Source organism: Dissulfurirhabdus thermomarina (assembly GCF_012979235.1).
In the GTDB taxonomy this organism is placed as follows: domain Bacteria; phylum Desulfobacterota; class Dissulfuribacteria; order Dissulfuribacterales; family Dissulfurirhabdaceae; genus Dissulfurirhabdus; species Dissulfurirhabdus thermomarina.
The window spans coordinates 397,781-417,864 of sequence record NZ_JAATWC010000001.1; the positions used below are offsets into that span (position 1 = coordinate 397,781).

Here is a 20,084-nt window from a genome sequence, read left to right on the forward strand (position 1 = left end):
CGATGGCGGCGAAGCGGCTCATCGTCTGTTGTGACGGCACCTGGAACAACCCCGAGCAGCGGGAAGTCACCAACGTGGTGAAGACCGCCCGGGCGGTCCTGCCGGCGGCCCGGGACGGCCGCCCCCAGGTGGTCTTCTACGATCGCGGCGTCGGGACGGGGAACCTCCTCGACCGGATCGAGGGCGGGGCCCTCGGCGAAGGGCTCGACGCCAACATCCAGGACGCCTACCGCTTCCTGGTCCACAACTGGGCCGAGGGCGACGAGATCTTCCTCTTCGGGTTCAGCCGCGGCGCCTACACCGCCCGGAGCACCGCCGGCTTCATCCGCAACTGCGGCATCCTCCGAAAGCGCCATGCCCACCTCATCCCGGACGCCTTCCGTATGTACCGCTCCCGCGCCCACCCCGACGCCCCGGCGGCGGCCGGGTTCCGGCGCCGCTACGCGGCCGAGGTCCGCATCCGTTTCGTCGGGGTCTGGGACACCGTCGGCGCGCTGGGGATCCCCCTCCGGGTCATGCAGGACCTGAACCGGCGCCGTTACGCCTTCCACGACACCTCGCCGAGCCGCATCATCGACCACGCCTGCCACGCCCTGGCCATCGACGAGCGCCGGTCGGACTTCCGCCCCACCCTCTGGCGGGTGACCCCCGGCGCCCGCCACCGGGTGGAGCAGGTCTGGTTCACCGGGGTCCACTGCGACGTGGGCGGGGGCTACCGCGAGACGGGCCTTTCCGACATCACCCTGGAGTGGATGCTGGGGCGGGCCGCCGAGGCGGGCCTCGAGGTGGACCGCGGGTACCTCGCCGCCGTCGCCCGTCCCGACCCCATGGGGAAGCGCCACCGGTCCTGGAAGGGGGTCTACTGGGCCAAGGGTCGCTACGTGCGGCCCATCGGGGCCGAGGCCCGCGGGATGGAAAAGGTGCATCCTTCGGTGCGCCGCCGGATGGAACACGACCCGGACTACCGGCCCAAGAACCTTCTCCGGTTCCTGAAGACCGCGGACGATCCCTACTGGCGCCCGGAATAGGCCGATTCCGCCGCATTCTTCTGAATTTCAATATCTATTGATAGAAAAACAGGTTGCAGGCCCGCCCCCCATGGGGCAGATTGGTTCTCCAAAAATGAATGCCGCCTCATTTTTGTCCGGGCGGCGGCCTGGAGGACCTCGCGATGGACAACGTATTGAAATCGCTTCGTGATCGCGACCGGGTTCGGGCCGGCGTGATCTCCGATACCCACGGGGTGTTGCGGCCCGAGGCCGCCGCGGCCTTGGCCGGCGTGGACGTCATCCTGCACGCCGGGGACATCGGCGGGCCGGACATCCTGGACCGGCTCCGCCGTATTGCCCCGGTGGCGGCCGTTCGCGGCAACATGGACTTCGGGTCGTGGGCCGCCGCCCTCCCCGTGATCGAGGTGGTCACCCTGGCGGGGGCGGGTATCCTCCTCGCCCACCAGGGTGACGCCCTGGACGCCGATCCCGTGGCGCTCGGCTGCCGGGCCGTGGTCTCCGGGCACACGCACCGGCCCTCCCTCGAGGAACGGGAGGGCGTCCTCTACCTGAACCCGGGGAGCGCGGGCCGCGCCCGTTTCGGCAGCCCCTCCGGGGTGGCCTTTCTCGAGGTGCACCGGGGCCGGGTCGCCGGGGTCCTGGTCCCCCTGGACCCCGGAGGGGTGGCCGAGGAGCGCGCCCCGGCGTGGGGGATGCCTCTGGCGGCCTCGGCGCCGCCGCCGCCGCGAGGCTGAAGCCGCGCCCCGGCTTGCCATCCGGTCCGTCCCGTGCTCATCTGTGGGGCCCAAGGCCCCATGGAACGAAACGGACTGGAAAGACGCTTTGCCCGGGCGGCGGCCACCTATGACCGCGCCGCCGACGTCCAGGCCGAGGTGGCTCGGGCCCTCGCCGCCCGCCTCGGCCCGGGCCCCTATCCCCGGATCCTGGAGATCGGCTGCGGGACGGGCCTGTACACACAGTTACTCCACGACGCCTTCCCGGATGCCCGGATCGAGGCGGTGGACCTCGCCGACGAGATGATCCGGGCGGCTCGTGCCCGCCTCCCTGCTGGCGGCCGGGTCCGGTTCCACCGCTGCGACGCCGAGGCGGCCCCGCCGGCCTGCGGGGACGGTTACGATCTGGTAACCTCCAGCGGGGCCTTCCAGTGGTTCCGGGATCCGGCCGCGGCCCTGCGCCGCTACGCCCGCCTGCTCCGGCCCGGCGGGCGGCTCGCCTTCGCCACCTTCGGGCCCGGCACCCTCTCGGAGCTCGCCGAGGCCCTCCAGGCGGTCTTCGGCCGGGAGGTCCCCATCCCGGCCCGGGGGTTTCCCGGCCGGCCGGCCCTCCACGGGATGCTGGAGGAGGCCTTCGCCCGGGCCCGGGTGGACCGGCGCCGGGTGACGCGCCGTTACCCGGACGTCCGAACACTCCTCCGGCGGCTCAAGGAGACCGGGGTCACCGGTCCGGGGGGCGCGCGGGTCTTTTTGACCCGCGGCCGCCTCGAATGCCTGGAGGCGGCCTTCCGCCGGCGCCACGGGGGCGTGGTGGCCGGGTACGAAGTCTTCTACTGCGACGGGTGGACACGGTGATCCTCTTCGTGACGGGGACGGATACGGACGTGGGAAAGACCTTCGTCTGCGGGCTCCTGGCCCGGGGGCTCGCGGCCGGCGGGCTCCGGGTGGCCGTCCAGAAGTGGGTGAGCACGGGGGGGACGGTGCCGGCGGACGTCGCCGCCGCCGCCCGGGCCGCGGGGCTCCCGGAGCCGGGGGCGGGGTCCGACGCGGCCCCCTGTGTCTTCTCTCTGCCCGCCTCGCCGCACCTGGCGGCGGAGGCCGAGGGGCGCGCGATCGATCCCGGGCGGCTCCTCGAGGCCACGAGGCGCCTTTCCGCCCGGGCGGACGTCGTGATCCTCGAAGGCGTGGGCGGGGCGCTGGTGCCGCTGACGCGGTCGCTGCTCCTCGCGGATCTCGCAGCGGAGCTGGCGCCGACCACCCTGGTGGTGGCCCGGAGCGGACTCGGCACCCTGAATCACTCCCTGCTCACCCTGGAGGCCTTGGCCCGGCGGGGGATCCCCGTGGCGGGCCTCATCTTGAACGACCAGGGCGGGGAGGACCCCGTCGTCTCGGCGGACAACCGGCGGACCCTGGCCGCGCTCGGCGGCGTGGCGGTCTTCGGGCCGATTCCCCGGGTGGCCCGGCCGGAGGCCGCCGCCACGGCGGCCGCGCCCCTCGTCCGCGCGGTCCGCGACCTGGTGGAGGCAGAGCGGGCATGAACCTCATGGACGTGGACCGGCGGTGCCTCTGGCACCCCTACACCCAGATGAAGGATTTCGAGCGGGAAGACCTCCTCTTCGTGGACCGGGCGGAGGGGATCGTCCTCCACGGCCGGGACGGCCGGCGCTACTACGACACCATCTCGTCCTGGTGGTGCATCCTCCACGGTCACCGTCACCCCCGGATCATCGCGGCGGTCAAGGCCCAGCTCGACCGGCTCGACCAGGTCCACCTCGCCGGGACCACCCACGAGGGGGCGATCCGGCTCGCGGAGCGGCTCGTGGCCCTCACCCCGCCCGGGCTCACCCGGGTCTTCTACTCCGACGACGGGTCCACGGCCTGCGAGGTGGCGCTCAAGATGTCCCTCCACTACTGGCACCTGTGCGGCGAGCGGCGCCGCACCCGGTTCGTGGGCTTCGAGCGGGGTTACCACGGCGACACCATCGGCACCATGAGCCTCGGGGGGACGCCGAACTTCCACGGCCCCTACGCCCCGCTCATGATGCCCGCCTTCCGGGTGCCGGCTCCCTACTGCTACCGGTGTGCCCTCGGGAAGACCCGCGAGACCTGCGCCGTGGACTGCCTCGCCCCCCTCGAGGCGCTCCTGGAAGAGCGAGGGGACGAGATCGCCGGGATCATCCTGGAGCCCATGCTTCAAGGGGCTGGGGGGATGATCGTCCACCCGGCGGCCTTCGTCCGCGGTGTCGCCGAGGCGGCCCGGCGCCACGGGGTCCACCTCATCCTCGACGAGGTGGCCACGGGTTTCGGGCGGACGGGGCGGCTGTTCGCCCTGGAGCACGCGGGGGTCTGCCCCGACTTCCTCTGTCTCTCCAAGGGGCTCACGGCCGGGATGCTCCCCATGGCCGCCACCCTCACCACCGAGGAGGTCTTCTCCGCCTTCTACGACGACTACGAGAAGGGGACCACCTTCTTCCACGGGCACACCTTCACCGGGAATCCCCTGGCGGCGGCCGCGGCCCTGGCCTCCCTGGAGCTCTTCGACGAGGGGGCCCTCGATGCGGCCCGGCCCCGGATGCGCCAGCTCCAGGAGGGGGCCCGGCGCTTCGAGGCGCTGCCCCACGTGGGCGAGGTCCGGGGCATCGGCATGGTGGCCGCCGTGGAACTCGTGGCCGACAAGGCCCGGAAGACCCCCTTCCCGCCGGAACGGCGGACGGGGTGGCAGGCCTACAAGGCAGGGCTCCGGGAGGGGCTCATCCTCCGGCCCCTGGGCGACGTAGTCTACCTCTTCCTGCCGCTCTCCGTGACCGAGGCGGAGCTGGAGGACATCCTGGAGCGGACGGGGCGCGTCCTGGCCCGGGTGGGGCGGGAGGGGGCGGCGTGAACGGGCCCGGCCGGCCGGCGTTGGCCGAGTGGGCCCGGCGGCCGCTCCGGGAACTTATGGAGGCGGCCCTCGAGGCCAAGCTCCGCCACCGGGGAGACCGCCTGGGGTGCTGCGCCATCCTGAACGTGCGTTCCGGGGCCTGCGGCGAGGACTGCGCCTTCTGTGCCCAGTCGGCCCGGTACCGGACGGGGGCCCCGGTCTACCCCTTCAAGGACCTGGACGAGATCCTGCGCGCGGCGGAGCGGGCCCGGGCCGCCGGGGCGGAACGCTTCAGCCTGGTGGCCAGCGGCCGGGGGGCCTCGCCACGGGAGGTGGATCTTGCGGCGGTCGCCGTCCGGGCGATCCGGGAGCGGGTCGGCATCCAGGCCTGCGCCTCCCTGGGCATCCTCGACGGCCCGGCGCTGGCCGCGTTGCGCGATGCGGGGCTTTCCCGGTACCACCACAACCTCGAGACCTCGGAGGGGTTCTTCCCGCGCATCGTCACCACCCACACCTACGCCGAGCGGGTGGCCACGGTCCGGGCGGCCCGGCGGGCGGGGCTCGAGGTGTGCGCGGGCGGCGTCTTCGGCCTGGGGGAGACCCTGGAGGACCGGATGGATCTCGCGGTGGAACTCGCCGGGCTCCAGGTGGACTCGGTGCCCCTCAACTTCCTCGTGCCCATCGCCGGGACCCCCCTCGAAGGCCGGCCTCCGCTTTCGGTGGTGGAGGTCCTGCGGACGGTGGCGCTTTTCCGGCTCGCCCTCCCGGATCGCCCCATCCGGATCTGCGGCGGGCGGGAACAGGTGCTCGGGGGTCTCCAGGGGCTCGCCTATTGGGCCGGGGCGGATGCCCTCATGGTGGGGGGGTACCTCACCGTGGGCGGGGCGGCGGTGGAGGACGACCGGCGCTTCGTGGCGGAGATGCGGGCCCTGTGGCGGGAGGAAATCGGCCGGATGCGCGGCGCCGGGCCAGTCAGCGGATGACGAAGCCCGCGTAGCCCACCACCTGGCGGTCGTCGCCGGTGACGTCCCCCGAGGTGGCGTACCGGGCGAGCTCGGCCTCGGTGGCCCCGAGGGCCAGCGCCGCCACCAGGGTGACCGTGGTGGGGATGACGCCGCACATGGTGATGCCCCGAGAGGCCACGGTCTCGAAGAGTCCGCGCGGATCCAGGGCGAGGACCCGCTCGATGGCCAGCCGGTCCTTGGCCTCGGCCTGGTGCCGGGGTTCGTAGTGGGTCATGTCGGTGCTGGCCACCAGGAGGACGGGCCGGCCCAACCGCCGGACGGCGGCGGCGACGGCCTCCCCGATCTCCCGGCAGGCGGGGTAGGGGAGGTGGGAGAGGCAGATGGGGACGATCTCGAGGGCGGGCTGGCGTACCTGGAGGAAGGGGACCTGGACCTCCAGCGAGTGTTCGTAGACGTGGGCCGTGGTGTCGCGCTGGAGGAGGTCGGTGGCGGCCAGGAGGAGGTCCGCCAGGTCCCCGGCCACCGCGACCCGGCCCAGCGGGGTCGTCCATGTGCCCCGGTCCATGACCGCCGCGGGGGCGCCGAGGCCGGTGTGGTTCGGCCCCAGGACGACGACGGTTTCCGGGACCGCGGCCCGGGCATAGGCGGCGCCGGCCACGGCTCCGGAGTAGAGGTAGCCGGCGTGGGGGGCGACCACGGCCACGGCGGGCTCGTTGGACGGCGACGGGCCGACGTAGCAGAGGATCTCGGCCTTGAGGCGGGCCGGGTCGGCATCGTAGAATTGGCCGGCGACGGCGGGTTGGCGGATCATGGCGGCGCCCTCCCGGCGCAGGTGAGACGGTCCTATATCCAAAATAGGAACGAGGAGAAGACCCTGTCAAGGCGGTCGGAGGAGAAGGCGCGGGCGCTCGAGCGGCTGGTGGCGGCCTACCGGGCCCGGGACCGCGTCCTTTGCGCCGGGCTCGCCCCGGAGGATGCGGAGGCCGTGGAACGGCGCGGGGCGGAGGTGGCCCGCCGGGTCCGGTACGTGGCCGCCGCCGAGCGCCTCATGCCGCTCGCCCGGGCGGCCATTCTCGAGGCGGACCGGGCGGGGCGGGTCTTTCCGTCCGGGGTGGCCTGGTGGGCGGGCCGGCTCCGGGGCGCCAAGGGGCGGATGGACCGGGCGTGGTGGGCCCCGCGGGGGGGGATCTACCTGTGCCTCGCCCTGGTGCCCCGGCTCCTCGCCGAGCATTGGGGGCTCTACGGCCTCGGGATGGGGGTGGCGGTCTGCGAGGTCCTCCGGGAGTGGGGGGTCCCGGCCCGGATCCGGTGGGTGAACGACATCCTCGTCGGCGGGCGCAAGGCCGCGGGCCTCCTCGCGGAGGGGCTCACCGCCCCGGGGAGCGGCCAGCCCTACCTGCTCCTCGGCCTCGGCCTCAACGTGAACGCCCGGCGCTTTCCGCCGGAGGCTCCCGAGGCCACCTCGCTCCGGCGCGTCACCGGGCGCCGCTGGCCCATCGCGCCGCTGGCCGCCCACATCCTGGCCCGGGCGGGGCACGTGGTGGGGCTCCTTCACCACTGGGAGGCCGGCTGGCTCCTGGAGGGGCCTGAGGCGGCGCCGGCCAACCCGGTGGTGCGGGCCTGGCGCGGTCTCTCCGACACCCTGGGTCGGCGGGTGGTCTACGGGCTCGATGCGGAGCGGGCGCCGGAGGGGACGGGCCTTGCCCGGGACGTGGCGGAGGACGGCGCCCTCCTCCTCCGGCTGGAGGACGGCGTCGAACTCCGGGTGGAGACCGGGGAGGTCCGCTACCTCGGCCCGGCATGAAGAGAGCCGCCCCCGGCGGGCGGCCGGGGGCGGCGGCGGTGACCGGCGAGGCGGTCGTTACTGTCCGGGGTGGTAATAGGCCCCGGCCCCGGAGTTGTTGTACGGGAGGCCGAGGTTCTTCCAGCCCTCCGGGAGGGTCCGGTAGCCGAACTCGTCGGCGCCGCCCTCGAACCCGGTCAGCATGTTCAGGACCCGGTAGGCCCCGAGGGCCTCGATCTTCTTGGCCGCCCGGACGCTGGAGGGTTCCTGGAGCTCGCCCCCGGCGGCCACGCTCCGGTGCCCGCTGCGGCACATGGTGATCAGGGTCGGGTCCACGATCCCGAGCTCGTCGAAGGTCCGGATGAGGTCCTTGGTGAAGAACTTGTTGGGGACGATCTGGTAGGTGCCGCTGGTGGAGTCATAGGTGCAGACGGCCGATGAGATGTTGAAGACCTTCCCCTCGAGCCAGGCCCCCTCGCCCTTCTTGTTGGGGCCGGGGTGCCCCACCCAGACCCACTCGGCCTTGGTGCGGACGTCCACCAGGTAGACGCCGTCCTGGCGGAGGAGCTCCGCCGCCGCCTCGTAGGGCGCGGAATAGACCACGGTGCCGCCGGCGGTCCAGTCGATCACCACGCCCCCGGGGCCCGGCCAGACGTTGTAGGCCGGGTCGGGGATGAAGTAGGTGGCGCCGCCCACGGTGACCTCCATGGGGTGGAAGACGTGTTCCGGGCCGGTGGGCGCCGGAAGCTCCACGGCGAGCGCCGCCCCCGCCCATGCCAGGACCACCAACGCGCCCATGGCCAGTGTGCCGGTTCTCTTTCCCATGCCTGTACCTCCTTGTCCCGGCGCGGATGCGCCGGCAGCGTTTCCGGTCCGGGCGGACGGCACCCGGGCGGCGCCTGCGCCGTTCGGGGTTCATACCGCCGGGGTCCGGATCCGGGTAAAGACGACTCCATCCACCTCTTCTTGTTTCGGAACCGGGAAGACCCGCGATAAAAAATGTACCTTGGCGTACCCGTTGGAAATTGTTCAATATTGCTGTTTGAATTCGGGAAATGATGCGTAAAACGACTTGAGAATGGCTCCTTCCTTCGTGTTTCCTGGAAAAACGACCGATGCAATGCGGCCGGTCACGGGGTGTGCGGCACCCGGCGCGGGGATCAACCGGCGGGTGGGGCGGCGGCCCCGGGCCTTCCCGGCCGTGATGCTTGCCCCTGGTTTTTCCGTACTTTTTTCTTGATTCCCGGGCGGAGTTGTCGGACAATGAATTTGATCGGCGCGGGTGGCCGCGCCGGAGCTGGGGGCTGGTCATGGGCGAGCATCGACGGAGTCGGCGCGTGCGCTTCCGGAGAAGGGCCCGGGTGGTGGCCTTGGACCGTGCCGCCCCCCCGGTGGAGAGCGACCGGACCCGGGACATCAGCCTGACGGGGTTTTACTGTTACACGCCGGGCGGGCTCCCGGTGGGGACCGCCTGCCTGGTGGAACTCCGCCTCTCCGGCATGAGTTCCGACCTGGTCCTGCGCATGAACGGGGAGGTGGTCCGCAGGGACCGGGAGGGCATGGGGATCCGGTTTCGCTCCCTGGACTCGGACAGCCGTTTCCACCTGGAGCACATCCTCGAGGAACTGACGGCCCTGGCGGCAGATGTCTACGGCGATTCGCGGGCCCCGGTCCCCCCCGCCCCTCGAGGGGTCGCCCGGGGGAGCCATGGATAGCCGGGCGGGGGAGGAGGCCTGGAGATGAAGGGAAACGCGCGGGACAACCGCCGGAACGTCCGGGTGCCCTTCCGGCGCTCGGTGGTCCTCCGGGCCCTCGAGGGCGAGCTCGAGCCCATCGAGAGCGACCGGACCCGGGACATCAGCCTCCGGGGGGTCTACTGCTACTGTGACCGGAGGTTCCCCGTGGGGACCGCCTGCGAGGTGGAGCTCAGGCTTTCGGGTACCAGCTCGGAGCTCAGCCTCCGGATCGAGGGCGAGGTGGCCCGGGTGGACGAAGAGGGGTTGGCCGTGGCCTTCCGTGGAATGGACCTCGACAGCCTTTTCCACCTGAAGAATATCCTTTACTATAACACCGGCCGGCCCGAGCTGATCGACGAGGAGCTGGCCGCGTCCCCGTAAGGCGCGCCTTACGGCCGCGGCCCCGCCGCCGTGGTCCGCCCGGGGCGCCCGAAAGGGCGCCTTCTCTTTTTTGAAAGGCCTTGGATGATGGCCTCGTCTAAAAGAGGCCTCTGAGTGGATGGCCAAGCGAAAGTCGCCACATGCAAGGCGCGAGGATGTGGAGTAATGGGGCGTACTTGGGTGCGCCGCAATGACGAGGGCATCCGAAGCACCACAGCAGCCCGCGCATTTTTCGATGCCATCTGAAAAGGCCCGGGCGGGACCGCCGGGCCGCGCCCCAGGACCCGAGATGGACGATACCGCATTCGACCCGGTGGCCAGGGTGATGGAACTCGCCCTGCCCACCCCTTCCCTGTCCGACAACCGGAGTCACGAGGCCCGCCTCCGGGAGGCCCTCGCCCGGGAGCTGGGCGCCCGGCCCGCTCTTCCCCTCGCGGCCTGCCGGGAACTGGCCGCCGTGCTCCCCCGGCACGGCTACCGGGTACAGGTCGCGGTGGTGGACGGGCCCTGCGGGTGGGAGGTGGCCTGGGCGGCCCCGCCGGGGGCGGAGGCCCGGGCCCTCGGATTGGCCGTGGACCTCGGCAGTACCACCGTGGTCTTTTACCTGGTGGACCTCCGGGACGGGGAGGTCCTGGGGGTGGCCTCGCATCCGAACCCGCAGGCGGCCCACGGCGAGGACATCCTCTCCCGGATCCACTTCGCCGGGCGCGGGGACGGGCTCCGGGTGCTCCAGCGGGAGGTGGTCTCCCTCTTCAACGAGGCCATGCGCTCGCTCGCCGCCGAGGCCGGGGGGGAGCCCGCCGACATCCTCTACACGGCCGTTGCGGGCAACACCACCATGTGCCACTTCCTCCTCGGCCTCGATCCCGGCCACATCTGCCGTGAGCCCTATCTCCCGGCGGCCGGGGGCTTCGACCTGGTGCGCCCGGGGGAGCTGGGCCTCGAGGCGCATCCCGGCGGGTGGGTCTACTGCTTTCCGAACACGGGGAGCTACTTCGGGGGGGACATCCTGGCGGGGCTCTTGGCGGCGGGGCTCCACCGGGGGGAGGAACTGGCCATGTTCGTGGACGTGGGGACCAACGCCGAGGTGGTGCTCGGCAACCGCGACTGGCTGGTGGCCTGCGCCGGGGCCGCCGGGCCGGCCCTCGAGGGCGGGATCCTGGCCTGCGGCACCCGGGCCCGGCCCGGGGCCGTGGAACGGGTGGACATCGATCCCGATACCCTGGAACTCACCTACCGGACCATCGGGGGCGGCCCGCCCGTCGGGATCTGCGGCTCCGGGGTCATCGACCTCCTGGCCGCCATGTTCCTTGCGGGTCTCGTGGAACCGACGGGGAAGCTCGTCCCCGAACGAGATCCCCGGCGCATGCGGCGGATCGGGGGGGAATGGGCCTACGTCCTGGCCGACGAGGCGGCCGGCGGCGCCGGGACCCCCGTCTACATCAGCCAGAGCGACGTCAAGAACCTCATCCGGTCCAAGGGGGCCATGTACACCATCCTGAACGTGGTGGTCCAGAGCGTGGGGGTGGGCTTCGAGGACATCCGGCGCTTCTACGTGGCCGGCGCCTTCGGGAGCTACATCGACCCCGCCCGCGCCGTGGCCATCGGGATGCTGCCGGACGTGCCCCTCGACCGGTTCCAGGGCCTCGGCAATGCCGCCGGCGAAGGGGCCGTCGCGGCACTCCGCCGGCGGTCCGCCCGGGCCGAGGTGGAGGAGCTCCGGGAGCGGATCACCTACCTCGAGATGAACGTCCGGGGGGACTTCATGAGCCAGCTCACCGGCGCGCTCTTCCTGCCCCACACGGACCTCAAGCGCTTCCCCTCCGTGGCCGCGCGCCTCCAGGGGCGCTGAACCGCCGCCCTGGCGGGCCTTCCACGACCGGGGTCACACCGCGGCGTGGCGGGCGATGAAGTCCCGGATGACCTGCTCGTCCGCGGGGAGGACCTCGCAGCGGGTCGGCCGGTCCTCGAGACCGCGCAGGGCGGGGGGGCGCTGAGGGTCGCGCCCGGTGGCGCGGCGGACGGCGTCCGGGAACTTGGCCGGGTGGGCGGTGGCGAGGCAGACCAGGGGGCCGGGCGGGAGCTCCCCGCGGCACTTCGCGGCGGCGGCGACGCCCACGGCGCTGTGGGGGTCGAGGAGGTAGCCGTGGGCCTCGTACACCCGGCGGATGGTCTCCAGGGTCTCCGCCTCGCCCACCGAGGCCGAGACGAAGTCCTCCCGGACCCGGGCCTGCGCCCGGAAGCCGACCCGCAGTTCCCCGCTCTGGGCGAAGCGGGCCATGGCCTCGGTGACCCGCTCGGGGTCCTCGTCGAGGAGGTAGTAGAGGTAGCGCTCGAAGTTGCTGGCCACCTGGATGTCCATGGAGGGGCTGATGGTGGGGACCACCGTGCCCCGGACGTAGCGGCCTTCGTTGACGAACCGGGTGAGGATGTTGTTCTCGTTGGTGGCGAGCACCAGGGTCCCGATGGCGGCTCCCGCCAGCCGCCGGGCCAGGTAGCCGGCGAAGATGTCTCCGAAGTTGCCCGTGGGCACGGCGAAGTGGACGCGGTCGGCGCCCTCCCGCTCCTGGAGGCGGAGGGCTGCGTAGACGTAGTAGACCACCTGCGCCGCCACCCGGGTCCAGTTGATGGAGTTGACGGCCCCGAGCCGGTAGCGTTCCTTGAAGGCGAGGTCCTCGAAGATGCTCTTGATGATGGCCTGGCCGTCGTCGAAGGTGCCCCGGATGGCGATGTTGAAGACGTTGTCCTCCGGGACGGTGGTCATCTGGAGGGCCTGGACCGGGCTGACGCGGCCGTGGGGGTGGAGGATGAAGATGCGGATGTTCTCCTTCCCGCGCACGCCGTAGATGGCCGCGCTGCCGGTGTCGCCCGAGGTGGCGCCGAGGATGTTCATCCGCTCCCCGCGCTGGCCGAGCAACCACTCGAAGAGGTTGCCCAGGAACTGGAGCGCCACGTCCTTGAAGGCCAGGGTGGGGCCGTGGAACAGCTCCAGCACGAAGAAGTCGCCCACCGGGACCACCGGGGTGATCTCCGGTGTGTCGAAGGTGGCGTAGGATCGCCGGACGAGGCGGTCCAGCTCCCGCCGGGGGATGTCGTCCGCGAAGAGGGCCAGGATCTCCAGGGCCAGCTCCGTGTAGGAGAGCCGCCGCCAGGCCCGGAGGGTCTCCGGGGACGCCTCCGGGACGGTCTCTGGGAGGAGGAGCCCCCCGTCGGTGGCGAGCCCCATGAGGACCGCCTCGCTGAAGCCGACGGGGGCGGTTCGGCCCCGGGTACTCAGGTAGTTCATGGCTCGTGCGAGTGGGGGTGGGGAGGGTGGCCGTCTCCGCCGCCCTCGGCCGGTCCGCCGAGGAGGGCCAGCACCCCCTCGAGCTCGGTGGTGACGTTCTGGGCGGCCAGGAGGGCCTGTTCCAGGGCCACGGCCACCTCCCGGTGGCCCGCCGACTTGCAGTCCTCCATCCAGCGGGCGAACTCGGCGGCGTGTTCCCGGTTATGGGCGATCCAGTGGGGGACGAGGACCCGGAGCTTCTCGATTTCCGTCATGTATCGAAACCCTTTTCGTGGCGTTTTCAGGGGCCCGGCACCGGCAAGCGGGGGGATGCCCTCATCATAACCGGACGACCGGCGAAGGCAATGCCGGCGGCGGGAAAGGTCAGTCTTCCACCACCACCCGGTTCCGGCCCGCCTTCTTGGCCTCGTAGAGGAGCTCGTCGGCCCGGGTGATCATCTCGGCCAGGGAATCCCGGAGCCGGGTGGCCACCCCGACGCTGACCCGGAGCTTGACGTTCTTCCCCCGGACCCGGAAGGAGGTCTCCGCGATGCTTCGGCGGATCCGCTCGAAGACCTGGGCGGCGGCCCCGGGCTGGATGTTGGTGGCGAGGATGCAGAATTCCTCCCCGCCGAACCGGGCCAGGATGTCGGCGGTCCGGAGGTTCTGCTCCAGGAAGGCCGCCAGGTGGCGAAGGGCCTGGTCCCCGGCGTCGTGGCCGAGGGTGTCGTTGATCTCCTTGAAGAAATCGATGTCGAGGAGGGCCGTGGTCAGGGTGAGATTGCCCCGCCGGGCGTTCTCGAAGAGCTTTCCCCCCGCCTCGTAGAGGTAGCGGCGGTTGTAGAGCCGGGTGAGGTGGTCCCGGATGGAGGACTCCTCGATGCGGCGGATCTTCTCGATGAGCTCGATGTTCTGGTTGACGCGGCAGTAGAATTCCTCGTTGAGGAAGGGCTTGACGAGGAAGTCGTCGGCGCCGTTCTTGAGGAACTTGGCCGACAGCGCCCCGTGCCCGTAGGCGGAGATGCCGATGACGGCGAGCTTGCCGCGGGGATGGTCCCGGCGGATCCGGGTCACCAGCTCGAAGCCGTCGATCTTCGGCATGTGGTAGTCGGTGATGACCACCTTGACGTCCGGGTTGTCGGCGAGGACCTGGAGGGCCTCCTCGCCGTCGGCGGCCTCCAGGACCTGGAGCCGGAGGTTTTCCAAGAGGGCGCGGAGGGCGTGGCGCATGAAGGAGGAATCCTCCGCCACGAGGACCTTGATGCCCTGGTTGTCGTGGATGCGCTGGACGAGGCGGATGATGCTCTCGGCGATGTCACCTTCCTTGACGAAGTAGTCGAGGATGTTCTTCTCCTGCATCCGGTCCCGGACGTCGTCGCTGAAGGTGGCGGTGAGGACGATGACCGGGATCTTCCGGGCCAGCACGTAGTCCACGACTTCCCCGTCGGGGGCGTCGGGGAGGTTGAGGTCCAGGATGGCGACGAAGAAGCGCCCCCCGGACTCGATGAGTTCCCGGGCCTCGGCGAAGGTCTTGGCCGAGGCCACCTCGAAGCCCAGGGCCGACTCGATCTTCCGCTCGATGGCGCGCCGGATGGTGCGGCTGTCGTCCACCACGAGGACCCGGGGCCGCTCGGGCTCGGCCTCTTCCTCGCCGGCGGCCGCCCCGGTCTCCGGGGGCGGCGCGGCCGGGGCGGGGGGCGCGGGCGGCTCGGGTTCTCCGGCGGGGAGCGAGACGGCGATACCGCTCTGCAGGGGAGGCGGTTCGGCGGGGCGGCCGGGGCGGAGGACCGCCAGGAAGGCCAGCGCCCCCGCAAGGCCCGGGATCGCGCCCTGGAAGAGGGGCGGCCACGGGGTGCTTGCCCCGGCGAGGAGGAGGCCGGCCACGGTGCCCGCGGCCAGGCCCCAGCCCGGGAGAGCGGCCCAGGCGGCGCCGGGGGTGCCGTCCCGGGCCAGGGCGAGGGCCAGGGGCGCCCCCCCCAGGGCCAGGAGGCCGAGGGCCAGGGCGAAGGCCGCCAGGCCCGACGGAACGGGCGGGGCCGGGAAGATCGGCGCTCCCCGCAGGGCGGGGCCGGCGGCGGCGCACAGGCCGGCGGCGAGGGCCCCGGCCGACGCGGCCGCGAGGATTCGGGAGAGGGATCGTCTCTTCATTCGGCGCCAAGTTGCCGCGGTCCGTGGCCCGGGACCGCTGGTTTCCTCATCGGCCGAATCCGGGTGGTCCTGAAGCCGGCGGGTGTCCTTCAGCGGGCGGGCTCCGGCTCGAGAACGACCCGGTGCTTCAGGAGGTCGATGACGGCGATCCGGGCGGGCACCACCTGGGGCCCCTCGAAGAGGCCCTGGATCCGGGTGCCCCCCTCGCAGGGTTCGACCAGGATGGCGTCCCGGAGGAGTTCTTCCTCCCGGCCGTCCCTGCGGAGATAGACGGTGGACTGACACATGGGGCGCTCCTTTTGCCGGGCGCCGTCTCGGGCGCCCGGGGGCACGTCCAGAAGATACCACAAACCCGGCGGGGGCCAAAGCCGGCGGCGCCGGGGACGGCCTCGCCCGCCTTGACGGCCCGGCGGGGCGCGGCCTATTATCTGGCCAGCCCCGGGGCCGCGCCGCCTTTCCACGTCCCGGGCCAAGACGCCAAATCACAGGGGGAGCCGATGTCACGCCGCATTCAGAAGATCGACGCCATGGAGATCCTGGATTCCCGGGGGAATCCCACCATTCGCACCACCATCGTCCTCGAGGATGGGACCGCCGCCTCCGCCGCCGTGCCCTCCGGTGCCTCCACGGGCGAGAACGAGGCCCTGGAGCTTCGGGACGGGGACAAGCGCCGGTACGGGGGCAAGGGGGTCCTCAAGGCGGTCCGCAACGTGAACGAGACCATCGCCCCCCGCCTCGTGGGGATGGACGTCACCCGCCAGCAGGAGATCGACCGTTTCCTCGTGGAATTGGACGGGACGGAGACCAAGAAGAAGCTCGGGGCCAACGCCATCCTCTCGGTCTCCATGGCGGCCGCCCGGGCCGCCGCGGCCGCCGTGGGCCTCCCCCTCTACGCCTACCTCGGCGGCGTCCAGGCCAACCGGCTGCCCGTCCCCATGATGAACATCCTCAACGGCGGGGCCCACGCCGACTCCAGCGTGGACTTCCAGGAATTCATGGTCATGCCCGTGGGGGCGCCCACCTTCGCCGAGGCCCTCCGCTACGGGGCCGAGACCTTTCACGCCCTGAAGGCGATCCTGAAGGAGCGGGGTTCGGCCACCGCCGTGGGCGACGAGGGCGGCTTCGCCCCCAAGGACCTCCGGAGCAACGAGGAGCCCTGCCGGCTCATCGTGGAGGCCATCGAGCGGGCCGGCTACCGCCCCGGGCAGGACGTCGCCATCGCCCTCGATCCCGCCGCGAGTTCCTTCGGCGACCGAGGAACTTACCGCCTCGCCCGTTCCGGGGAGGGGGAGAAGAGCCGGGAGGAGATGGTGGAGCTCTTCCGGGACTGGGCCTCCCGCTACCCCATCGTCTCCATCGAGGACGGCCTCGGCGAGAACGACTGGGAGGGCTTCCGGATGCTCACCGAGGCCCTGGGCGACAAGGTCCAGATCGTGGGCGACGACATCTTCGTCACCAACCCCCGGTTCATCCGGCGGGGCATCGCCGAGGGCACGGCCAACGCCGTCCTCATCAAGCTGAACCAGATCGGGACCGTGAGCGAGACGGTGGACGCCATCCGGCTCTGCCGGGAGGCCGGCTGGAACTACGTGGTCTCCCACCGCTCGGGCGAGACCGAGGACGCCTTCATCGCCGACTTCACCGTGGCCATGGACGGGCGCCAGATCAAGACGGGGTCCGCCAGCCGGAGCGAGCGCCTGGCCAAGTACAACAGGCTCATGGAGATCGAGCGGGAGCTCGGCCCGGCGGCCCGGTTCGAGAACCCCTTCCGCAAGGGGTAGGCCCGGCCGCGGCGGGCTAGTCCCAGCCGCCGGGCGGTTCCTGGCGGAAGAGGGGCAGCCCCGGCTGTTCCCCGTCCGGGACCGCCTCCTGGTCGAGGTCCGCGAGGGCGGGCAGCGCGGCGAGGTCCTTGAGCCCGAAGATTTCCAGGAAGTGCCGCGTGGTGGCGTAGAGGATGGGCCGGCCCGGGACCTCCTTGCGGCCCGCCACCCGGAGAAGCTTCCGGTCGAGGAGGAGGCGCAGGGTGGCGCTGGAGTCCACGCCCCGGATCTCCTCGATCTCCGCCCGGGTGATGGGCTGGCGGTAGGCCACCAGGGCCATGGTCTCGAGGGCCGCGCGGCTGAGCCGGAAGGGGGTCACCCGTTTCAGGCGCAGGACCCAGTCCTTCAGGTCCGCCCGGGTCTCGAGACGCCAGCCGCCCGCGGCCTCCCGGAGCCGGACGCCGCTTTCTCCCCCGTACTTGGCCTCGAGGCGGCCGATGGCCGCCCGGATCTCCGCCGGGGGAAACTCGGGGAGGATCCGCACCAGCTCCGCCAGGGCGAGCGGGCGCTCCGCCACGAAGAAGAGGGCGTCGAGCACGGCGTCGAGGGAGGGGAGGGGCTGGGTGGCCATGTCGGGGGCGGCCGGGGGGCGGGAGGTCAGAGCTCCTCCACCACCACGGTGCCGCTGATCTTCACGTCTTTTCCGTCCTCGTCGATGAAGGACAGGTAGCCGCCCTGGATCTCCACCTTGAAGCGTCCTTCCCATGTCCGGATGGGGACGCCCTCGCAGTTGTAGAGGACGACCCGGCGCTTGAGGCCGATGATGTCGGACTTGAGGTGCTTCAGGTTCTTCCGCTGGCGCTCGGTGCAGGCACCGAGGAGACCGGCGGCGAGCACCGCGAGGGCCAGGAAGAGGGCCGCCGCGGGATGCCACGGGCGTGGGCGGCGCCGGATCATGCGGGGGCCTCCCGCCCGTCGGCGAGGGCGAGGCCGCGGTCCAGGGCGGCCAGGTTGAGCTCCACGAACCGGGGCTTCACCAGGGCGCGGATGGTCTCCCGGAGGTGCCCGGGCTCCAGGGGGACGAGGCCCGTCCCGAGCAGCGTCCCGAGGAGCAGGACGTTGACCACCTTGGGAGAGCCGATGGCCTCGGCCTCGGCCTCCGCGTCGTAGGCGTGGCAGGCCCGGTAGTTCCGCCGCAGGAAGTCGAGGCAGGCCTCCACGTCGGGATAGGCGGCCTGGCCGCTCTTCACCGTGTAGGGGAGGATGGGCCGGGTGTTGGTGACGATGGTGGTGCGGCGGGAGCACTTGGGCAAGGCCCGGAGGGTCTCCAGCGGCTCGAAGCTCACCAGGACGTCGGCCTGCCCCTCGGCCACCAGGGGGCTTTCGAGCCCGCCGAGGAGGACCGCCGATTCCACCACGCCGCCCCGCTGGGCCATGCCGTGGACCTCGCTCATCCGGACGGGGATGTCTTGTTCCATGGCCGCCTCGCCGAGGAGGCGGGAGGCGAGGAGGGTCCCCTGGCCGCCGACCCCCCGGAAGAGCACGCGGAGCCGCTTCATGCCTTTGCCCTCCCGGCCAGCTTCTTCTTGTAGAGGAGGCAGGGCGCCTCGGCGATGACCACGGAGAGCGCACCGGAGGTGAAGGCCTCCTTGAAGGCCGCCACGGCCTCTTCCGTCCGGTAGGGATCGATCCGTTTCACCATATCCACCCCGCAGGCGCGGACGACGCGCTCGATGGGGACCACGGCGCGGTCGTAGCCGGGCGGGGTGAGGGTGGCCCCGGGATGGGGCTGGTGACCGGTCATGGCCGTGGTGCTGTTGTCGAGGATGACGAGGCAGAACCGGTGGCGGTTGTGGACCGCGTTGATGAGCGAGGGGATGCCGGCGTGGAAGAAGGTGGAGTCCCCGATGAAGGCCACCACGTTCTGGTCCGTGGCCACGGAGAACCCGGCGGAGGTGCCGATGCTCGAGCCCATGCAGAGGAGGTAGTCGGACATCTGGATGGGGGGCAGCACCGCCAGGGTGTAGCAGCCGATGTCGGCCGGGTAGATGGTCCGCTCCGCGAGCCCCAGTTCCTCCAGGGCGGTCCGGGCCGCGGTGAAGGTGGCGTGGTGCGGGCAGCCGGGGCAGAGGCTCGGCGGGCGCAGCGGCAGCTCGGGCAGCTCCGAAAAATCCGGTTGCTCGGGGGGCGCCGGGTCGCGCCCCAGCAGCTCGGCGATCACCCGCGTCACCTCGGCCGGGCTGTACTCGTTGAGCCGGGTGAAGTGGCCGGTCCCCTTGCCGAGGATCGGAGTGGCGAGGCCCGCCTCCTGGGCGACGAGGCGGAGGGCCTCCTCCTGGAAGGGCTCGAGCTCCTCCACCACCAGGACGCGCTCGGTGCCGGCCAGGAGGCGCCGGAAGAGGTTGCGGGCCGGCGGAAAGGTGAAGCCGAGCCGCAGGAAGGTGACCTCGTCCTCCGCGCCGAGTTCCCGGATGGCGTCGGCCACGTAGCAGGCGGCGGCGCCGGAGGCCAGGATCCCGAGGGGGCCGGTGCCCTCGATCCGGTTGAAGGGAGAGGCCTCGGCCAGATCCCGTCCCTTCTCGATCTGCTCCAGGAGGATGCCGTGGCGGATCTTGGCGGTGAGGGGCACGGGGATCCACCGCATGTAGTCGGCCTGGAAGGCGCCCCGGGTCCGTTTCTCGGCGGGGATCGGCCCCAGGGTCACCGGGCCGCGCATGTGGCTCGTGCGGGTGGTGGTCCGCAGGATGACCGGCAGCTTGAGCGCCTCCGAGATCTCGAAGGCCGCCGCCGTCATGTCCTTGGCCTCCTGGGGCGTGGTGGGCTCGAGCATGGGCAGGTTGGCGAACCGGGCGTAGAGCCGGTTGTCCTGCTCGTTCTGGCTGCTGTGCATGGCCGGGTCGTCGGCGGTGACGATGACCATGCCGCCCTCGGTCCCCACGTAGGCCAGGGTGAGCAGCACGTCCGAGGCCACGTTGAGCCCGACGTGCTTCATGCAGGTGAGGCTTCGGAGGCCGGCGGCCCCGGCCGCGGCCGCCACCTCCATGGCCACCTTCTCGTTCACCGAGAACTCGAAGTAGAGCCGGTTGCCGGCCTCCTGCGACAAGGCGAAGAGGTTGTTGGAGATCTCGGAGGAGGGCGTTCCGGGGTAGGCGGACGCCACCGCCACCCCGGCCTCCAGGGCGCCCCGGCATATGGCCTCGTTCCCCATGAGGAGGAGACGGTCACCGGGTGGCTTGCCGAGGAGGAAGTGCATGGACCTCGTTTCGTCTTTCGGCCGGCTCTCCGGCCCGGGCCGCCGCGGGGCGCCGTTTCGCATCCGGGGTCTCCTGTACGACCGTTCCTGCACCACGCCCCTCCGGTCAGCCGGTTCCGCTCGGCGACAGGGGGCGTCCTGGGCAGGCTGGAAGGGGAAGTCGTCGCGCCGACGGGTTCACGTGTCCCTATCTATACCTTTCCGGCGGGA

General features: G+C 71.9%; 21 protein-coding genes. 11 read left to right on the forward strand and 10 right to left on the reverse strand.

The features are described 5' to 3' along the window. Positions 1–2: 2 nt before the first annotated feature. The 6 genes from HCU62_RS01890 (at position 3) to bioB (ending at position 5,566) form a co-directional block, all read left to right on the forward strand. The gene (locus tag HCU62_RS01890) at positions 3–1,028 is read left to right on the forward strand and encodes a DUF2235 domain-containing protein (protein WP_163299204.1); all 1,026 of its coding nucleotides are present in this window, start codon (positions 3–5) and stop codon (positions 1,026–1,028) included. 194 nt (positions 1,029–1,222) lie between these two features. Continuing rightward, positions 1,223–1,744: a metallophosphoesterase family protein gene (locus HCU62_RS01895; protein ID WP_343066717.1), complete on the forward strand. Its 522-nt coding sequence runs from the start codon at positions 1,223–1,225 to the stop codon at positions 1,742–1,744. A 60-nt stretch (positions 1,745–1,804) separates the two neighbouring features. Continuing rightward, positions 1,805–2,578 (forward strand): methyltransferase domain-containing protein, encoded by a 774-nt coding sequence (locus HCU62_RS01900; protein ID WP_163299202.1) that lies wholly within the window; start codon positions 1,805–1,807, stop codon positions 2,576–2,578. Beyond that, positions 2,566–3,261: a dethiobiotin synthase gene (gene bioD / locus HCU62_RS01905; protein WP_169755375.1), complete on the forward strand. Its 696-nt coding sequence runs from the start codon at positions 2,566–2,568 to the stop codon at positions 3,259–3,261. The genes HCU62_RS01900 and bioD overlap by 13 nt, the downstream gene beginning before the upstream one ends. Next, positions 3,258–4,604, forward strand: a complete 1,347-nt coding sequence (gene bioA, locus HCU62_RS01910) for an adenosylmethionine--8-amino-7-oxononanoate transaminase (RefSeq protein WP_169755376.1) — start codon at positions 3,258–3,260, stop codon at positions 4,602–4,604. Before bioD ends, bioA begins: the two co-directional genes overlap by 4 nt. Further along, positions 4,601–5,566: a biotin synthase BioB gene (gene bioB / locus HCU62_RS01915; protein WP_169755377.1), complete on the forward strand. Its 966-nt coding sequence runs from the start codon at positions 4,601–4,603 to the stop codon at positions 5,564–5,566. The genes bioA and bioB overlap by 4 nt, the downstream gene beginning before the upstream one ends. Here bioB and amrB read toward each other — a convergent pair. Further along, the gene (gene amrB / locus HCU62_RS01920; protein WP_169755378.1) at positions 5,556–6,359 is read right to left on the reverse strand and encodes an AmmeMemoRadiSam system protein B; all 804 of its coding nucleotides are present in this window, start codon (positions 6,357–6,359) and stop codon (positions 5,556–5,558) included. The two genes, bioB and amrB, sit on opposite strands and share 11 nt — an antisense overlap. A 21-nt stretch (positions 6,360–6,380) precedes the next feature. Here amrB and HCU62_RS12440 point away from each other — a divergent pair, with 21 nt between their 5' ends. After that, positions 6,381–7,352, forward strand: coding sequence for a biotin--[acetyl-CoA-carboxylase] ligase (locus HCU62_RS12440; protein WP_169755379.1), 972 nt, complete (start codon positions 6,381–6,383; stop codon positions 7,350–7,352). 57 nt (positions 7,353–7,409) lie between these two features. Here the strand turns inward: HCU62_RS12440 and HCU62_RS01930 are convergent, their stop codons facing one another. Then, the gene (locus HCU62_RS01930; protein ID WP_163299890.1) at positions 7,410–8,156 is read right to left on the reverse strand and encodes a rhodanese-like domain-containing protein; all 747 of its coding nucleotides are present in this window, start codon (positions 8,154–8,156) and stop codon (positions 7,410–7,412) included. A 485-nt stretch (positions 8,157–8,641) separates the two neighbouring features. On the opposite strand from HCU62_RS01930, the gene HCU62_RS01935 reads away from it, so the two are divergent. From HCU62_RS01935 to HCU62_RS01945, 3 genes are all read left to right on the forward strand, one after another. Next, positions 8,642–9,046 carry a PilZ domain-containing protein gene (locus tag HCU62_RS01935; protein WP_246325174.1) on the forward strand — a complete coding sequence of 135 codons (405 nt, stop codon included), beginning with the start codon at positions 8,642–8,644 and terminating at the stop codon, positions 9,044–9,046. 24 nt (positions 9,047–9,070) lie between these two features. Further along, the gene (locus HCU62_RS01940) at positions 9,071–9,448 is read left to right on the forward strand and encodes a PilZ domain-containing protein (protein WP_163299971.1); all 378 of its coding nucleotides are present in this window, start codon (positions 9,071–9,073) and stop codon (positions 9,446–9,448) included. A 289-nt stretch (positions 9,449–9,737) separates the two neighbouring features. Beyond that, positions 9,738–11,300, forward strand: coding sequence for an ASKHA domain-containing protein (locus HCU62_RS01945; RefSeq protein WP_169755381.1), 1,563 nt, complete (start codon positions 9,738–9,740; stop codon positions 11,298–11,300). 33 nt (positions 11,301–11,333) lie between these two features. On the opposite strand, the gene thrC is transcribed toward HCU62_RS01945, so the two are convergent. From thrC to HCU62_RS01965, 4 genes are all read right to left on the reverse strand, one after another. Beyond that, positions 11,334–12,734 carry a threonine synthase gene (gene thrC, locus HCU62_RS01950; protein ID WP_163299651.1) on the reverse strand — a complete coding sequence of 467 codons (1,401 nt, stop codon included), beginning with the start codon at positions 12,732–12,734 and terminating at the stop codon, positions 11,334–11,336. Next, positions 12,731–12,988, reverse strand: coding sequence for a DUF8180 domain-containing protein (locus HCU62_RS01955; protein ID WP_163299646.1), 258 nt, complete (start codon positions 12,986–12,988; stop codon positions 12,731–12,733). The genes thrC and HCU62_RS01955 overlap by 4 nt, the downstream gene beginning before the upstream one ends. Positions 12,989–13,097: 109 nt before the next feature. After that, a complete protein-coding gene (locus HCU62_RS01960) occupies positions 13,098–14,861 on the reverse strand; it encodes a diguanylate cyclase (RefSeq protein WP_169755382.1) in 1,764 nt (587 codons plus the stop codon). 89 nt (positions 14,862–14,950) lie between these two features. Next, on the reverse strand, positions 14,951–15,148 hold the full coding sequence (locus tag HCU62_RS01965; protein ID WP_163299826.1) for a CooT family nickel-binding protein: 198 nt from the start codon (positions 15,146–15,148) through the stop codon (positions 14,951–14,953). Between the two features lie 210 nt (positions 15,149–15,358). Here HCU62_RS01965 and eno point away from each other — a divergent pair, with 210 nt between their 5' ends. Beyond that, the gene (eno, locus tag HCU62_RS01970) at positions 15,359–16,642 is read left to right on the forward strand and encodes a phosphopyruvate hydratase (protein ID WP_163299823.1); all 1,284 of its coding nucleotides are present in this window, start codon (positions 15,359–15,361) and stop codon (positions 16,640–16,642) included. A 16-nt stretch (positions 16,643–16,658) separates the two neighbouring features. On the opposite strand, the gene scpB is transcribed toward eno, so the two are convergent. Genes scpB through iorA form a run of 4 tightly spaced genes read right to left on the reverse strand, consistent with a single transcriptional unit; the run spans position 16,659 to position 19,874 of the window. Then, positions 16,659–17,252: an SMC-Scp complex subunit ScpB gene (gene scpB / locus HCU62_RS01975; RefSeq protein WP_163299816.1), complete on the reverse strand. Its 594-nt coding sequence runs from the start codon at positions 17,250–17,252 to the stop codon at positions 16,659–16,661. Positions 17,253–17,278: 26 nt separating this feature from the next. After that, on the reverse strand, positions 17,279–17,578 hold the full coding sequence (locus HCU62_RS01980) for a hypothetical protein (RefSeq protein WP_163299119.1): 300 nt from the start codon (positions 17,576–17,578) through the stop codon (positions 17,279–17,281). Continuing rightward, positions 17,575–18,180 carry an indolepyruvate oxidoreductase subunit beta gene (locus tag HCU62_RS01985; protein ID WP_163299118.1) on the reverse strand — a complete coding sequence of 202 codons (606 nt, stop codon included), beginning with the start codon at positions 18,178–18,180 and terminating at the stop codon, positions 17,575–17,577. Before HCU62_RS01985 ends, HCU62_RS01980 begins: the two co-directional genes overlap by 4 nt. Beyond that, the gene (gene iorA, locus HCU62_RS01990; RefSeq protein ID WP_163299117.1) at positions 18,177–19,874 is read right to left on the reverse strand and encodes an indolepyruvate ferredoxin oxidoreductase subunit alpha; all 1,698 of its coding nucleotides are present in this window, start codon (positions 19,872–19,874) and stop codon (positions 18,177–18,179) included. Before iorA ends, HCU62_RS01985 begins: the two co-directional genes overlap by 4 nt. Between the last annotated feature and the right edge of the window lie 210 nt (positions 19,875–20,084).

Excerpts from the sequence above, each read along its gene's own strand:
- HCU62_RS01890 (WP_163299204.1), top strand. The coding sequence starts at position 3 with ATGGCGGCGAAGCGGCTCATCGTCTGTTGTGACGGCACCTGGAACAAC.
- HCU62_RS01900 (WP_163299202.1), top strand. The coding sequence starts at position 1,805 with ATGGAACGAAACGGACTGGAAAGACGCTTTGCCCGGGCGGCGGCCACC.
- bioA (WP_169755376.1), top strand. The coding sequence starts at position 3,258 with ATGAACCTCATGGACGTGGACCGGCGGTGCCTCTGGCACCCCTACACC.
- amrB (WP_169755378.1), bottom strand. The coding sequence starts at position 6,359 with ATGATCCGCCAACCCGCCGTCGCCGGCCAATTCTACGATGCCGACCCG.
- HCU62_RS01930 (WP_163299890.1), bottom strand. The coding sequence starts at position 8,156 with ATGGGAAAGAGAACCGGCACACTGGCCATGGGCGCGTTGGTGGTCCTG.
- HCU62_RS01935 (WP_246325174.1), top strand. The coding sequence starts at position 8,642 with ATGGGCGAGCATCGACGGAGTCGGCGCGTGCGCTTCCGGAGAAGGGCC.
- HCU62_RS01940 (WP_163299971.1), top strand. The coding sequence starts at position 9,071 with ATGAAGGGAAACGCGCGGGACAACCGCCGGAACGTCCGGGTGCCCTTC.
- HCU62_RS01945 (WP_169755381.1), top strand. The coding sequence starts at position 9,738 with ATGGACGATACCGCATTCGACCCGGTGGCCAGGGTGATGGAACTCGCC.
- thrC (WP_163299651.1), bottom strand. The coding sequence starts at position 12,734 with ATGAACTACCTGAGTACCCGGGGCCGAACCGCCCCCGTCGGCTTCAGC.
- HCU62_RS01955 (WP_163299646.1), bottom strand. The coding sequence starts at position 12,988 with ATGACGGAAATCGAGAAGCTCCGGGTCCTCGTCCCCCACTGGATCGCC.
- HCU62_RS01960 (WP_169755382.1), bottom strand. The coding sequence starts at position 14,861 with ATGAAGAGACGATCCCTCTCCCGAATCCTCGCGGCCGCGTCGGCCGGG.
- HCU62_RS01965 (WP_163299826.1), bottom strand. The coding sequence starts at position 15,148 with ATGTGTCAGTCCACCGTCTATCTCCGCAGGGACGGCCGGGAGGAAGAA.
- eno (WP_163299823.1), top strand. The coding sequence starts at position 15,359 with ATGTCACGCCGCATTCAGAAGATCGACGCCATGGAGATCCTGGATTCC.
- scpB (WP_163299816.1), bottom strand. The coding sequence starts at position 17,252 with ATGGCCACCCAGCCCCTCCCCTCCCTCGACGCCGTGCTCGACGCCCTC.
- HCU62_RS01980 (WP_163299119.1), bottom strand. The coding sequence starts at position 17,578 with ATGATCCGGCGCCGCCCACGCCCGTGGCATCCCGCGGCGGCCCTCTTC.
- HCU62_RS01985 (WP_163299118.1), bottom strand. The coding sequence starts at position 18,180 with ATGAAGCGGCTCCGCGTGCTCTTCCGGGGGGTCGGCGGCCAGGGGACC.
- iorA (WP_163299117.1), bottom strand. The coding sequence starts at position 19,874 with ATGCACTTCCTCCTCGGCAAGCCACCCGGTGACCGTCTCCTCCTCATG.